The sequence below is a fragment of the Chryseobacterium sp. MFBS3-17 genome (genome assembly GCF_020687745.1).
GTDB lineage: Bacteria > Bacteroidota > Bacteroidia > Flavobacteriales > Weeksellaceae > Marnyiella.
This window is the reverse complement of the sequence record NZ_JAJEWK010000012.1, coordinates 82951-96662: the sequence shown is the minus strand read 5'-3', so window position 1 is coordinate 96662 and position 13712 is coordinate 82951. Positions and strand designations below refer to the sequence as shown.

The 13712-nt window shown below is 43.9% G+C and carries 15 protein-coding genes; 10 read left to right on the top strand and 5 right to left on the bottom strand.

Going from position 1 to position 13712, the window contains the following annotated elements; translation table 11 throughout:
* The first annotated feature begins 49 nt into the window (after nt 1-49).
* The gene (locus LKO26_RS10810; protein WP_227587878.1) at nt 50-925 is read left to right on the top strand and encodes a hypothetical protein; all 876 of its coding nucleotides are present in this window, start codon (nt 50-52) and stop codon (nt 923-925) included.
* A gap of 61 nt (nt 926-986) precedes the next feature.
* On the opposite strand, the gene LKO26_RS10805 is transcribed toward LKO26_RS10810, so the two are convergent.
* Nucleotides 987-1418 carry a hypothetical protein gene (locus LKO26_RS10805; RefSeq protein WP_227587877.1) on the bottom strand — a complete coding sequence of 144 codons (432 nt, stop codon included), beginning with the start codon at nt 1416-1418 and terminating at the stop codon, nt 987-989.
* A gap of 62 nt (nt 1419-1480) precedes the next feature.
* Nucleotides 1481-2080, bottom strand: coding sequence for a DUF5715 family protein (locus tag LKO26_RS10800; RefSeq protein WP_227587876.1), 600 nt, complete (start codon nt 2078-2080; stop codon nt 1481-1483).
* Nucleotides 2081-2172: 92 nt separating this feature from the next.
* On the opposite strand from LKO26_RS10800, the gene LKO26_RS10795 reads away from it, so the two are divergent.
* Nucleotides 2173-4617, top strand: coding sequence for a DUF5686 family protein (locus LKO26_RS10795; RefSeq protein ID WP_227587875.1), 2445 nt, complete (start codon nt 2173-2175; stop codon nt 4615-4617).
* A gap of 17 nt (nt 4618-4634) precedes the next feature.
* On the top strand, nt 4635-4871 hold the full coding sequence (locus LKO26_RS10790) for a hypothetical protein (RefSeq protein ID WP_227587874.1): 237 nt from the start codon (nt 4635-4637) through the stop codon (nt 4869-4871).
* Between the two features lie 41 nt (nt 4872-4912).
* On the opposite strand, the gene folP is transcribed toward LKO26_RS10790, so the two are convergent.
* Nucleotides 4913-5740, bottom strand: coding sequence for a dihydropteroate synthase (gene folP / locus LKO26_RS10785; RefSeq protein WP_227587873.1), 828 nt, complete (start codon nt 5738-5740; stop codon nt 4913-4915).
* 96 nt (nt 5741-5836) lie between these two features.
* Between folP and LKO26_RS10780 the strand changes: the two genes are divergently transcribed.
* From LKO26_RS10780 to tpiA, 4 genes are read left to right on the top strand one after another with little or no spacing between them, the layout of a single operon-like run.
* Nucleotides 5837-6382 carry a DUF1599 domain-containing protein gene (locus tag LKO26_RS10780; RefSeq protein ID WP_227587872.1) on the top strand — a complete coding sequence of 182 codons (546 nt, stop codon included), beginning with the start codon at nt 5837-5839 and terminating at the stop codon, nt 6380-6382.
* A gap of 26 nt (nt 6383-6408) precedes the next feature.
* Nucleotides 6409-7491, top strand: a complete 1083-nt coding sequence (locus LKO26_RS10775) for a BT_3928 family protein (protein ID WP_227587871.1) — start codon at nt 6409-6411, stop codon at nt 7489-7491.
* Between the two features lie 44 nt (nt 7492-7535).
* Nucleotides 7536-7886 (top strand): TerB family tellurite resistance protein, encoded by a 351-nt coding sequence (locus LKO26_RS10770; protein WP_227587870.1) that lies wholly within the window; start codon nt 7536-7538, stop codon nt 7884-7886.
* Between the two features lie 41 nt (nt 7887-7927).
* A complete protein-coding gene (gene tpiA / locus LKO26_RS10765) occupies nt 7928-8689 on the top strand; it encodes a triose-phosphate isomerase (protein WP_227587869.1) in 762 nt (253 codons plus the stop codon).
* 124 nt (nt 8690-8813) lie between these two features.
* On the opposite strand, the gene clpP is transcribed toward tpiA, so the two are convergent.
* Both clpP and dnaG read right to left on the bottom strand, forming a co-directional pair.
* Nucleotides 8814-9497: an ATP-dependent Clp endopeptidase proteolytic subunit ClpP gene (clpP, locus tag LKO26_RS10760; protein ID WP_227587868.1), complete on the bottom strand. Its 684-nt coding sequence runs from the start codon at nt 9495-9497 to the stop codon at nt 8814-8816.
* Between the two features lie 79 nt (nt 9498-9576).
* Nucleotides 9577-11493, bottom strand: coding sequence for a DNA primase (dnaG, locus tag LKO26_RS10755; RefSeq protein ID WP_227587867.1), 1917 nt, complete (start codon nt 11491-11493; stop codon nt 9577-9579).
* A 146-nt stretch (nt 11494-11639) separates the two neighbouring features.
* On the opposite strand from dnaG, the gene tsaE reads away from it, so the two are divergent.
* From tsaE to LKO26_RS10740, 3 genes are read left to right on the top strand one after another with little or no spacing between them, the layout of a single operon-like run.
* A complete protein-coding gene (tsaE, locus tag LKO26_RS10750; RefSeq protein ID WP_410681713.1) occupies nt 11640-12041 on the top strand; it encodes a tRNA (adenosine(37)-N6)-threonylcarbamoyltransferase complex ATPase subunit type 1 TsaE in 402 nt (133 codons plus the stop codon).
* A 57-nt stretch (nt 12042-12098) separates the two neighbouring features.
* Nucleotides 12099-13292 carry an alanine dehydrogenase gene (locus LKO26_RS10745; RefSeq protein ID WP_227587865.1) on the top strand — a complete coding sequence of 398 codons (1194 nt, stop codon included), beginning with the start codon at nt 12099-12101 and terminating at the stop codon, nt 13290-13292.
* A 3-nt stretch (nt 13293-13295) separates the two neighbouring features.
* Nucleotides 13296-13667: a hypothetical protein gene (locus tag LKO26_RS10740; protein WP_227587864.1), complete on the top strand. Its 372-nt coding sequence runs from the start codon at nt 13296-13298 to the stop codon at nt 13665-13667.
* Nucleotides 13668-13712 lie beyond the last annotated feature (45 nt).

Below are 13712 nucleotides of genomic sequence, written 5' to 3'. Positions count from 1 at the left end.
AACAAATGCATTTTCTATCAGGCAAAAACTAAAACTAAAAACCATACCTATGAAAACCAAAACCACGCTCACAGCCATGGCTTGCCTAGGCGGGCTACTGATTTGCGAAGCTCAGGTTCTCAAAAACCTGGACAAAAGAATAGAATCCAAGGTCAATCAGCGCATTGAACGCAAAGCCAATCAGGCCATAGACAAGGGGCTAGACAAAGTAGAAGAAGCGGCGACTCCCGGCAAAAAGAACAGCACTAAAAAACCCGGGACTACAGCCACAAAACCTGCTTCAGAACCCGAATTCTCTGCAGCCACCGCTTCAGATTTCATTCCGGGAACCCGAATTATTTTCTCCGATGACTTTCAGACCTATAATACCGGCGACTTTCCTTCCCGGTGGAACACCAACAGCTCCGGCTCCATTGCCACTGTAAAAAATCAGTCGGGGAAGTGGCTTCGGGTAACGGACAATGCACTTATATTTCCGGAAATTAAAGGAACACTGCCGCAACATTTCACCATCGAGTTTGATTTGCTGTATCCACCCACAGGCCTTAGACCACCGGTAACCTTCGGATTTACCGAGGTGAGCAATCCTGCTAAAACACCGGTACAGCATAAAAGCATTTTCTATTTTATAATTCCGTCTTCCGTGAATCAATGGGTAGGCTATTCTACCAGTTTATATTCCGGAAGGGAAACCACCAGAGAATGGCCGGCAGACCGCAAGGTCAATAAGAAAATTCCGGTAAGCATTGCCGTAAACGGCACCCGTATCCGGCTGTATATGGACGGAGAAAAGTTGTTTGATCTGCCCCGTGCTTTTGATAAAAACAGCTACCGCAACAATTTCCACTTCCGTTCAGCACCCCTGATTCCCGAACCGAAAGACGGGTTCTATATCTCAAATCTGCGCATTGCGGAAGTAAAATGAACCTGATCCCAACAAAAATCCCGGCCGCCGGCCGGGATTTGCATTTTCATGAAGTGCAGCATTACTTAGCTTCCACAAATTGAATCTGGTGGTTCAGTTCAGCGATTTTGCTTTCTGTTTTTTTAATATTCTTTTCCAGATTTTCAATTTTTTTGGCACTGCTGGTTACATTTTTATTCGCTTTCTGTGCCGCCTTCATTTTTTTAGCTACTTTTTTCGCTTCCTTAGCATTGGATGCAGTATCTGCACTTCCTTCGAATCTTGTTCCCAGTTTATCTGCAGTTCCGGTAACATCTTTGGCTTCCTCCAGATACTTGGCATGGTTTAGTTTTTCCCTCTCCAGATCAATTTTATAGTTGGCCAGTTTCGTATTCAATTTCAGGACTTCTTTTTTAGCCTTAAGTTCATTAAGCTGATCTTTAGACTGTGCTTGTGCCACTCCGAACATAACAGTTCCCATAAAAAGAACCGTAGCAATAATCATTTTTTTCATGCATTTATCTTTAAAATTTGCGGCAAATGTACTACAAAAAATTTCGCCCGCCCTATTTATCGTCAGGCCCTTACCGTGATATGGTAGCAATTCTGTTGTTTTTCTTTGATATAATATATTTTGCCCTGCTTCTCCAGATCCTTCAGCACGTTTTCCAGAATTTTGTCCAGTCGTGCATTGGCAGCCAGCCTGTCATTAAACCGAACATACGACACATCAAAGGAATTTCCGTAATTATGCGAACTCAGACCCGCAGATGCATTGGGATTCACCTTCCGGAGGCGGCACTGATCTTCCAGCGTGCGGGTAAGAGATGTATAAGTTAGGGTACTCCCCTTACTTCTGGCGCTGAAATTTTTGGCTATCTCCTTCAGAACGGTCTGCGCCCTGGGCACGAGTACCGGTTTACTGAAATTCAACTTTTGAATACGGTAGCCCTTGCCCAGCGTTTTCACGGTAATCAGTTTGCCCTGCTTCTTATAACTGGCAATTGAAGTAGAATTTTTCAAAACCTTCATATTGAATTTCCGGGAGGCCTGCAGATGTTTTTCGTAGACGGGATGGTATTTCATCTTCATCATTCCATTCAGGTCATAGCATTTTTGGGCGCTAATGAAGCTGCCAGACATCATCGTGAGTAAAAATAATATCGCTTTCTTCATACTTTAAAATAAAAATTAATAACGGACGTTTTTTAAATTTGTTGCTTATTTTTGTAAGTTGCCTGCAGATTTTTAAAGCAAAAACACGGCCTATGAAAAAAAAACTGTCACTGATCCTGCTGATTCTCTTTACGATATATAAATCTCAGTCTGTGCTCACCGTGTACCAGTCCGGAAGCGAAATTCCGGTAGCCGGAGCAGCCGTAACGTGTAACGGTACTGTACTGGGCTATACACAAAACAACGGAACCCTGAGTTTTACCACAGACTGTCTGCAGGTAGAAGTGAGCAAGGATGGTTACTATACAGAAAAACCCGTTACAGATGCTGTAATGCAGGTATATCTGGCCAAAACCGACCTGAAAACCCAGAATATTGAAACCGTCATCATTAATGAAAGCAGTGACCCCCGGGCATTGGCGATTTTGAAAAAGGTACGGGAAAACTACAAAAATAATTCGCCGAAAAGCCTGGATTCCTACCGCTACAAATCTTATGAGAAAATCTCCATTGACATAGACGAAGACAGCCTGCAGCATTACAACCAGTCCCTCAGCGAGATGACCCGTCTCATGGACCGGCTGTCCCTTAAAAAAAAGGATAAAAAACAAGAAGAAGACACTACTGTAACGGTGAAAGAAGTTTTTGCCAACAGTAAATTATTCCTGTGGGAAAGGGCTCAGGAATTTCTGCATTCCAGCAAATACGGTGAAAAAATAAACGTACTGGATAACCGCGTGGCCGGACTTTCTGAACCCTTCTACGAAATGATGGCCATTCAGAGCAACCGTGACCGCATGCCACGGGAAATCCGCGAAGAAAACCAGAACCTCTACCGCTATTTCCTGACCGACTCCATAGACATAGAAGGCAGACAGAATTACGTCATCAGCTTCCGTGAAGTCACCTACAAACAAGCTGTACAACGCAGAAAATTCAATGGCTATCTCTATGTAGATACCGAAACCTATGGTCTGAGAAAGATAGAAAGCCATAACAAGGAAAAAAGCGACGGCAGCATGACCAGCATCTGGAAACCGCTGTACGGAAAATGGTTCCTGGAAAGTGAATCCATCAAAATGAAGCTTACCAATATGAGCATGGAACCGGATCAGGATAATAGTGCAGACGAACAAGATCCGGAGCGCAGACAAACCATGCGCACGGTAGACAATTTCCGGACCTACGGCATGATAACCGCCACTTATTTCGATCACGAATCCCCGATAGAAGAAAACCCCAAAGACTTCCGCGGTTATACTTTTTCAGTAAAAAATGCAGACGGCAGCCTCATGGATCAGTACAGAACAGAAAATCTGACACCGAGGGAGCAAAACACCTATGTGGTAATAGACAGTCTGGGACAGAAAATGGACATCAACAGCAAGGCGAGCGTACTGTCTGCACTGGTACGAGGTAAACTAAGGGTAAACAAAGTGGATATTGACCTTGGAAAAGTCATCGGGTATAATCTGTATGAAGGTGCCCGTGCCGGGATTTCGGTGAAGCTGAATGAAAAATTCAGTCCGGTATTCTCTCCGGATGCTTATTTTGCGTACGGCTTCAAAGATGGCGATGTGAAATACGGAGTGGGCGCAGATTATCATTTATCCCGTAACCGCACCGCAATATTACGTGGCGAATATTATCATGATGTAATGGCTGCAGGACGATTCAGCGAGCATTTCTGGGATTTCAGAATGAAAATTAACAATGCCGGAATTGCCCTGAATAATGATCGTTTCTACCACTTCGAAGGCGGGAAAATTACTTTTGAATATGACCTGACCAATAACCTGAGCATGAAACTGGCCGGAAGACTGCAGACGGAGGAAGCGTGCTTCAACTATACCTACCGGAATGCCATTGCAGATTTCACGAATTTCAGCACGCTGCTTTCTTTCAAATATTCCCCTTTTTCCAGAAATATGATGACGCCTCAGGGCAAATTTACCACCCGGAAACGTTACCCGGAATTCTTTCTGAACTTTGAACAGGCGTGGGAAGGACTGGGCGGCGACTTCAAATACAGCAAAGCAGATGTACTTATTAATCATCAGTTTAAAACCAAACTGGGACTCACGGGGATCCGGGTATATGGTGGTAAGCTTTTCGGCGAAGCACCGGTGTGGCATCATTTTACCATGAACGGTCTTTCCGGAAGCAACAATTTCAAATTCAACCTGACTTCCTATCTTGGATTTGCCACCATGAAAGGCGGCATGTATTACAATGACGAATTTGTGGGCCAGTATTTCACCCACCGCATTCCGTGGTATTTCCGGAGCATCGGGCAGAACTCATCCAGTTTTGATATCATTCACCGCAGCGTCATCGGCAATATGAGAAATCCCGAGTACCATCAGTTCAACTTCCGCAAGTTGGATCACCTGTATCAGGAAGTAGGCCTGGAATGGAATAATTTCCTTTCCAGCTATTTCAATCTTGGACTTTTTTACCGCGTGGGCTATTACCATACACCAAAATTCTCAGACAACTTTGCAGTACAGCTGAAATTTAAACTCCTTGCTTTTTAACTTTAATTTATATTTTAATGAAAGCCATACAAATCAAAGCAACTCCTTTCTTTGAAATGCTGAAAACCAAAGACACCTCCATGTGGGAAATTTTCGCCCAACTGATGGATGGCGAAGAAAAAGAACTGATTTTCACAGATGACCAGGATCAGATTCTCTTCAGCTATACACTTCCCGATTCTCTGGAAAAACTGAATGAAGACCGGGAAAAATTTGCACAAGAATATGCAGAGAAACTTTCGGGGATGAACTGATCATCAGATTTCCTTAGATAATTCCTGCTCAGTATAGAATTTCATCTGTGATTTTCAATGGTGCTGCGGGTGGTTTCCACATCGTGCACCCTCAGAATTCGGGCTCCTTTGTCCAGCACTTTGCGGTGCAGGTTCTGCGTTTCCTCTGTAATATCTGCAGGTTTTTTGCCTAATGGTTTATAGATAAATGATTTCCGCGAAATCCCGATCAGCAGCGGGTACCCGTTGAATCCTATATACTCCAGTTCATCAATCATCTGGTGTTGCTGCTCCACTGTTTTCCCGAAGCCGAAACCCGGATCCAGAATAATGTCCTTTACGCCTGCAGCCAGCAGAAGATCACACTTTTCGGAGAAATACCGGTTAATGTTGAGAATAATATCTTCCTCAATCACTTTATCATGCATGGTGTCATACGTAGAATTTACATGCATCAAAACATAGGGCAAACCTGTTTTGGCAGCCATTTCAAACATCTTAGGGTCAAAATTACCCCCCGAAATATCGTTAATGATGTCCATGCCCTCGTTCCAAGCAAATTCTACCGTTTCAGAATAGAAAGTATCTACAGAAACAAGCACATCACTGAACTCTTTTTTCAAAACCGAAATCAGCGTTCCAATTCTCCGTATTTCCTCTGCACTGCTTAGAAAATCTGCGCCCGGGCGGGTAGATTGCGGACCCACATCTATGATTTTTGCACCCTCACGCACCATTTTTTCAGCCTGCAAAAGGGCAGCTTTCTCATTGTTAAACCGGCCGCCATCTGAAAATGAATCCGGGGTGAGATTCAGAATTCCCATAATGAGTGGAGGATCCAGGGTGACCAGTCTTCCGCGGCAGTTGATTAAAGATTTGGTTGCGTTCATGCGGCAAAGTTACGAAATTGCCCGGCAGCGCTGTGCTGCAGGCTGTACTTCTTGCTTCCGTTCAAAATTCTTATCTTTGAAACATTAACTGAAACTATGACAAAAACCTCTATACAGTTTGATGAAGTGATTGCGGAATGCCGTGATCTTTTTTATAAAAAACAGTCGGATTATGGAGCTTCTTTCAGGGTTTTGCGGGCGCTTTCCGTCATAGACCAGATTCTGATTAAAGTAAAAAGTCTGCGAAATTTCCAGATGACCGGTGTCTCCCGGGTAGGCGAAAGTGAAACCGAAAACTTTATAGCGATTGTCAATTATTCGATCATCGGGCTCATCCAGATTCAAAAAGGTTTTGCAGATGATTTTGAAGCAGACCGGGACGAAATGATGGAGTTGTATGACCATTTTGCGGCCGCCGGAAAAGCATTGATGGAACGCAAAAACCATGACTATGGAGAAGCCTGGCGCGACATGGAAATTTCTTCCATCACCGATATGATTTACCAGAAAATCCTGCGCATGAAGATGATTCTGAAAAATAATGAAAAAACAGAAGTTTCCGAAGGCCTGGATGCCAACTTTTATGATATGCTGAACTATGCAGTATTCAGCCTGATTAAAATTAACGAAGAACCATCCTGATATTTAACCGACCCCAAAACAAAAGTATGAGAGCCATTTTACGCATCATCATTGCCCTGATTTTTATTGCTTCCGGATTTGTGAAAGCCGTAGACGCAGTAGGATTTTCCTTTAAACTGGAAGAATATTTCTCGCCATCGGTATTCAATATGCCATTTTTTGAAGAACTGGCTTTGCCCATCGCTATTTTTGTAGTGGCGCTGGAGCTGATTCTGGGTTTCATGCTTTTACTGGGAATTCGGCTGCGCACTACCCTGCTGTCCCTCATTGCCCTTTGCGTATTTTTTGCATTTCTCACTTTTTACTCTGCGTATTTCAATAAAGTGACAGACTGCGGATGTTTCGGAGATGCCATCAAATTTACCCCGTGGCAGAGTTTCCTAAAGGATATTATTCTCCTTGCGGGACTCATCATTCTGTGGTTTTTATACCGAAAGGATTTCAGGCAGCTGAAAACCGGAAAATTAAGTACAATTACCTTAGGTGTTCTGGCAGCGGCCATGGCCTGGGTTACGGTACACGGCATCCGCCATGAACCGGTGATTGATTTCAGACATTATAAAATAGGGACTGATATCAACGCAGAAAGAAAGAAAATTGACGCCAACCCGTCCGTATACAAAACCTTTTATTCCCTGAAAAACAAACAAACAGGAGAAGTGCTGGAAATCAACCAGGACGATTTTGTGAGCGATAAAAAATACTGGGAAGAAGGGACACCATGGGAAATCCAGGAAGATCTGACCACGACCAAAATGGTGCAGGAAGGCTATGCCTCTGAAATTGTAAAATTCCGGATTGAAGATGAAAACGGAAATGATCTGGTACAGCAGATTCTGCAGGCGCCAAATGCGGTAATTCTCTTCGCGTACGACCCAAAAAACATTGACCCGAAGATTGCTGCGGCCGCAGAGGCCAAAATCGAAGCGATGCCAGGTACTTACATACTGGGAGTATCTACAGACATCAGCACATTCAGGACCCTGCCGGCTGCCACCATGGATGGCGTAGCCATTAAAACCATCGCCCGCAGCAATCCTTTCGTACTGGTGCTGCAACACGGTAAAATAACTGATAAAAAATCGGCAAAAGACTTTTTAAATGATTAAATTTGAATCATTAATATCAACATTAAAACGACAAAATAACTGTAATGCAAAAATCCAACAAATCCATTGCCGGCTATCATTTACTGATGATTCTTTCTGCTATAGACGACGAATTTGCGCCGGAAGAAGGATTAAAAATTCAGGAATATCTGGCAGATGAATTTCCGTTTCGCATGAATCTGGACAACGAATTGGACATCATTGCTTCTCTGAACCCGGAAGACTGGAAAGATCACTTTGAGTTTCATGCAAGATGTTTCTATGACGACTCCACCGCAGATGAAAGAAGCAGCTTCATTTCATTTGCCAAATCGCTGATTAAAGCAGATGATGCAGTAAGTGAAGATGAACACCGTTTCTATAAACTTCTGAAAAACATGTGGAAAATAGCTTAACAAGCACTCCCGAAACAACAATCTAAATCTAAATATACCTTATGAGAAGAAAAATTGTAGCCGGAAACTGGAAGATGAACAAGAATGTAATTGATGCACAACAATTGATGTTTCAGTTACTGCAGTATAAAAAGAATAATCCGGCTTCGTGTGAAGTATGGATTGCCCCGCCGGCTCTTTATCTGCTGATGGCTAAAGATCTGTACGAAAATAATGAAATCGGCATCTTTGCGCAGGATATGAGCGCCCATGAAAGTGGTGCCTATACCGGTGAAATTTCTGCCGATATGCTGGAGTCCATAGAGGCTACAGGAGCCATCATCGGGCATTCTGAGCGCAGACAATACCATGGTGAAACAGATGCTCACTGCAATCAGAAAGTAAAACTGGCACTGGACAAAGGACTGACGCCCATTTACTGCAACGGCGAAACCCTGGAACAGAGAAAAGCCGGCCAGCATCTGGAAGTGGTGAAAAACCAGACAGAAGTTGCCCTCTTCACCCTTTCTGCAGAAGAGATAAAAAAAGTAGTGATTGCTTACGAACCCATTTGGGCCATCGGTACGGGGGAAACTGCAACACCGGCGCAGGCGCAGGAAATTCATGCCCACATCAGAAGTTTAATTGCTGCCAAATACGGACAGGAAGTTGCCGATGAAATCTCCATTTTATACGGAGGCTCTGTGAAACCTGACAATGCGAAAGAAATTTTCTCGCAACCCGATATTGATGGCGGACTTATAGGAGGTGCCGCCCTGAAAATAGACGATTTTGCAAAGATTATTGAAGGGTTTAATGCCTGATGAATTTTCTGAATACAAAAGCCGCCGCAAAAAATTTTGCAGCGGCTTTGTTTTGCATAGAAATGTAATAAAATCCGTCCCCCAAATTCATGCAAGACGGAATCTTATGCATTGGAAAACGCGATTACGCTTCTTTCTTTCTTTCCAGCACCTCATCTACCATGCCCATTTCTTTGGCCTCGGCAGAGGTCATCCAGTAATCACGGTCAGAGGCTTTCTCCACCCATTCATAAGGTTGTCCGGAGTGGTGAGAGATGATGTCATATAATTCTTTTTTGAGTTTCAGCATCTCACGCAGGTTGATTTCCATATCGGAAGCCACCCCCTGAGCGCCACCGCTGGGCTGGTGAATCATAACACGCGAATGCTTCAGCGCAGAACGCTTGCCTTTCTCACCTGCTACCAGTAACACCGCTCCCATAGAAGCTGCCATACCGGTACAGATGGTGGCCACATCCGGCTTTATAATCTGCATGGTATCGTAAATACCCAAGCCGGCATATACGCTGCCCCCCGGCGAGTTGATGTAAATCTGAATATCCTTGGATGCGTCAGAACTTTCCAGAAACAGGAGCTGAGCCGTCACAATATTGGCCACCTGATCATCAATTCCGGTTCCTAAAAAAATGATTCTGTCCATCATCAGACGCGAAAAAACGTCCATCTGAGCTACATTCAGACGTCTTTCTTCCATAATATAAGGAGTAAGGTTGGTGGGGTTAAACATGCCCATGTACTGATCGGTCGCCAGACCGCTGTTTCCTAAATGCTTTACAGAGAAATCTCTGAAATCTTTTTTTATATCCATAAATTCGTTGTTTAAATAGAAATTTTCCTATCCTTTGCAGGGCACAAAATCCGTTCCTCTTTCAAAAATAGTCAATTTGTCACAAAATGCGGTATAAGACGGTATCCATTTCCTTCCGGAGTTCGTTCAGTTTTACAATTTTCATATAATTTTCGGTCTGATCTCCGTCTTCTGCCAGTGCGTTTTTAATTTTGCGGATCATGGCCATTACAAATTCTCTTTTGTGCCGGATCATCACATCATGCACCAGTTTCGGCACCACTTCTTCTTCTTTTTGAAAGAAAATATTGTGTTTGCTCCAGTCACTGTTCTCATGCGGATTAATGAGCACATCTGCCACCTTGCCAGTCAGTTCTTCGTCCATAAGGCTGAAGAAAAAATGACCGGAGCGCAGTTCACTTTTGGCAATACCCTCAGAGATTTCTTGTACAATACGCTGATTGAGCGGCGACTGGATTTCGTATTCATCTTCACCCAAATGCGCCAGAATTTCCTCTATGACCGTGATTTCATACGTTTCACCGGCTTCATTCCTGCGTTCTACAATCTGATCACCGTATTTCAGCATCAGTTCTACCAGTTTTTCCTCCAGCACCAACAGCGGATCTATGGTCTGCCCGGGACCCTGAACCACTTCCATACTGGGTTTTACCGGCTTCACTTCGGGTCGGGTTCCCTGCTGTTTTACCTGCTTTTGTATGCCCAGTTCGCTGAATAAACTCTGCTCACTGAGTCCGAATCTGGCAGAGATTTCTTTCAGATAGACCTCCTGCTTCAGCGCATTGGGAACATAGGCCACAGATTTTACAATATCCCGTATTGCTTCTGCCGTTTTTATGGGATCTTTTCCGGCATCTCTCAGCAGAATTTCGGATTTAAAGTCAATGAAGTCCTTCGCTTCGGTCTCTATATAGTGCTCTGTATATTCCTGCGGATGTTTTCTGGCAAAGGAATCCGGGTCATCACCGTCCGGAAATAAAAGCAAACGGATATTCATTCCCTGAGACAGAAGCATATCTATACTTCTGAAACTCGCTTTAATGCCCGCTTCATCGCCGTCAAACAGAATGGTTACATTTTCGGTAAGCCTTTTAATCAGGCGGATCTGATCATGGGTCAATGATGTTCCTGAACTGGAGACTACATGCTCGATGCCGCTCTGGTGCAATGCAATCACATCCATATACCCTTCTACCAAAAGGCATAGATTCTTACGGGATATGGCCTGTTTGCTCTGATTGAGACCATACAACACAGCAGATTTGTGGTAAATCTCGGTCTCCGGCGAATTAAGATATTTGGCTGTTTTTACATTATTTTTTAAAATCCGTGCTCCGAAACCCAGCACCCGGCCGGAGAAACTGTGAATGGGGAAAATCACCCGCTCGCGGAACCGGTCTACGCCTCCGGGGCTATGTTCGGGGAAAATGGATAAGCCGGACTTCTCCAGAATTTCTTTGGAATATCCTTTATCCAGCGCATAGGTGGTAAAGGCATTTTTCTGTTCCGGCGAGTAACCCAGCTGGAACTTCCGGATGATCTCGTCTTTCAGTTCACGCTCCTTGAAGTAGGCATATCCGATGGCTCTGCCCTCTGCGGTTTCATGCATCTGTTGCTGATAATAGTCATTGGCAACCTCATGAATTTTATACAGCAGTTCTTTCTCAGACTGTGCGGCTTTCTGCTCTTCAGACGGTTCAAAAACCGTTTCTTCAATTTCTATTCCGTACTTTTTTGCGGCGTGACGTAATGCTTCGGGATAGGTAAAACTTTCAATTTCCATGAGGAACGTGATGGCAGAACCGCCTTTGCCCGTAGAAAAATCTTTCCAGATCTGTTTACTGGGAGAAACGACAAAACTTGGCGTCTTTTCATCTTTAAAAGGGCTTAATCCTTTGAAATTGGAGCCGGCACGCTTCAGCTGCACATATTCACCAATTATTTCCTCTACTCGGATTGTAGAGAAAATACGGTCTATGGTAGCTTTTGAAATCATGGTGTAAAAGTAAGGAATTTAAGGAAAACAAACTACAACCGGCAGGCTTCAGATTCCCATGAGTCATATGCCAGCATAAAACACCTGACCGAGTAATTAAATTCGTATTTTTGACCCCATAAAACTTACCTGATTCAAAAAAGATGATGCACGTAGTTACCATGACCGACTGGGAGAAAGTTACCGAAGAAATCCTTCCGCAATTAGAACATAATATTTTGCTTCTGAAAGGGAATCTGGGTGCCGGCAAAACCACCTTCACGCAATTTCTCATCCGGAAGCTGGGCAGTACAGATGAGGCCACATCCCCTACCTATACCATTGTCAATCAATACAATTCGCCGGCGGGAGACATTTTTCATTTTGACCTGTACCGGCTGAAAAACACCGGTGAAGTACTGGATATCGGGATTGATGAATATCTGGATCGTGCAGCCCTGTGCATCATTGAATGGCCGGAGGTATATGAAACTGAATTAGAAGGCATTTCGCATCACGAAATGCGTATTGAAAATACCGGGGAAGGCCGGACTGTCTTTTTTAAATAAGACTTATCTTTGTATCATCATTTCAATTGCCAAAATCATTGATCAACTTACTTTAAAATGAGCAGCGGAAATATTTTTACACCCTTTCGGGAAGAAGATCTTCTTCCGTTGGAAGAGAAGCTGGAAATCCAGAAAAAAGAGCCCAAATTCACCATCGGGATTCCCAAAGAAACCTGTCTGGATGAACGGCGTACCTGCATTACACCAGATGCGGTACAGGTTCTGGTAAACCATGGACATGACATCATCATTGAGTCCGATACCGGAAAAGCCTCTTTCTTTACTGACCTGCAGTACGCTGAAGCGGGCGCACGCATTACCAAAGATCCCAAAGAAGCCTTCGGGCAGGATCTGGTCCTGAAAATAAACCCGCCTACAGAGGATGAAATTGACTATCTTAAAAACAATGCGCACCTTATTTCTGCACTCCAGATCAACCTGCGGAATCCGGAATATTTTAAAAAACTGGCCGTCAAAAAAATCAATGCCATTGCGTTTGAATTTATAGCTGACGAGTACAGACAACTACCTCTGGTAAGGCTCATCGGCGAAATTGCCGGCACCGCTTCCATATTGTACTCGGCGGAGTTGCTGGCCTTGTCCAACGGAAATATGCTGGGTGGCATCACTGGGGTGCGGCCTACCGAAGTGGTCATTATAGGCGCCGGAATCGTAGGTGAATTTGCTGTGAAAGCGGCACTGGGACTGGGAGCCAGTGTGAAAGTTTTTGATAATTCCCTCTCCAAACTCCGAAGACTTCACATGATGATTGACGGCCGCGTGCCCACATCCATCATAGACCCGAAGGAACTTACCAAAAGCCTGCGGCGTGCAGATGTACTCATAGGTGCATTGCCCAGAACCAGCATGGAACCCATTGTTACCGAAGAAATGGTGCAGATTATGAAGAAAGGAAGTGTCATCATAGACGTCACCGTAGATTATGGAAAAGTAGTTGAAACCACTGAAATCACTACCCTTTCTGATCCTTACCTCATCAAGCATGATGTGATTCACTGTGGACTGCCTAATCTTACGTCCAGAATTCCTCGCACTACCAGTAAAGCCATATCCAATTTTTTCCTGAGCTATTTACTGAGTTACGACAAAGAGGGCGGCATAGAAAATATGTTCATCCACAAAAACGAAATCAAACAAAGTCTGTATATGTATAAAGGCCGGCATACCAAAAAAATCATTTGTGATCTTTTCGGGTTGCCCTATCATGACATCAATCTTTTAATGTTTTAAATCTTGAGAAAACTAAAATTCTTCCTCATCGGTCTGGTACCGGGACTGATTATTGTATTTTTTATTCTGAACCAGAAAGGGGTAAGCTGCAGTGGTTACTTGCCCAACAGCCGGGTAATAGCCGAAACCCTATCCAAAAATTTCATTTATGCAGATGATTTTCAAAAAGACATGACCGCTGAAAACATCGATAAAAACTTTGTGCGGGACAGCATTGTCACTGCAGGCCATATAGATTTCAGCCGCAGTGAAGCTCAGAAAAAGCCCTGCCCGGACTATATCCTGGTGTACCCCAAGAAAAACCCGAGGTACGAAGTTCACTTTACCAAATGTAAGGATGCGGCGACATTTAACAGTCTGAAGAAACTCAGGTAGAACAACTCTTTTTTATCCGCTAAGGATGCGGGCAAAAAACGGTGG

Bases quoted from the DNA above. Each gene is read 5' to 3' on its own strand.
- LKO26_RS10810 (WP_227587878.1), top strand. From the start codon at position 50: ATGAAAACCAAAACCACGCTCACAGCCATGGCTTGCCTAGGCGGGCTA.
- LKO26_RS10805 (WP_227587877.1), bottom strand. From the start codon at position 1,418: ATGAAAAAAATGATTATTGCTACGGTTCTTTTTATGGGAACTGTTATG.
- LKO26_RS10800 (WP_227587876.1), bottom strand. From the start codon at position 2,080: ATGAAGAAAGCGATATTATTTTTACTCACGATGATGTCTGGCAGCTTC.
- LKO26_RS10795 (WP_227587875.1), top strand. From the start codon at position 2,173: ATGAAAAAAAAACTGTCACTGATCCTGCTGATTCTCTTTACGATATAT.
- LKO26_RS10790 (WP_227587874.1), top strand. From the start codon at position 4,635: ATGAAAGCCATACAAATCAAAGCAACTCCTTTCTTTGAAATGCTGAAA.
- folP (WP_227587873.1), bottom strand. From the start codon at position 5,740: ATGAACGCAACCAAATCTTTAATCAACTGCCGCGGAAGACTGGTCACC.
- LKO26_RS10780 (WP_227587872.1), top strand. From the start codon at position 5,837: ATGACAAAAACCTCTATACAGTTTGATGAAGTGATTGCGGAATGCCGT.
- LKO26_RS10775 (WP_227587871.1), top strand. From the start codon at position 6,409: ATGAGAGCCATTTTACGCATCATCATTGCCCTGATTTTTATTGCTTCC.
- LKO26_RS10770 (WP_227587870.1), top strand. From the start codon at position 7,536: ATGCAAAAATCCAACAAATCCATTGCCGGCTATCATTTACTGATGATT.
- tpiA (WP_227587869.1), top strand. From the start codon at position 7,928: ATGAGAAGAAAAATTGTAGCCGGAAACTGGAAGATGAACAAGAATGTA.
- clpP (WP_227587868.1), bottom strand. From the start codon at position 9,497: ATGGATATAAAAAAAGATTTCAGAGATTTCTCTGTAAAGCATTTAGGA.
- dnaG (WP_227587867.1), bottom strand. From the start codon at position 11,493: ATGATTTCAAAAGCTACCATAGACCGTATTTTCTCTACAATCCGAGTA.
- tsaE (WP_410681713.1), top strand. From the start codon at position 11,640: ATGCACGTAGTTACCATGACCGACTGGGAGAAAGTTACCGAAGAAATC.
- LKO26_RS10745 (WP_227587865.1), top strand. From the start codon at position 12,099: ATGAGCAGCGGAAATATTTTTACACCCTTTCGGGAAGAAGATCTTCTT.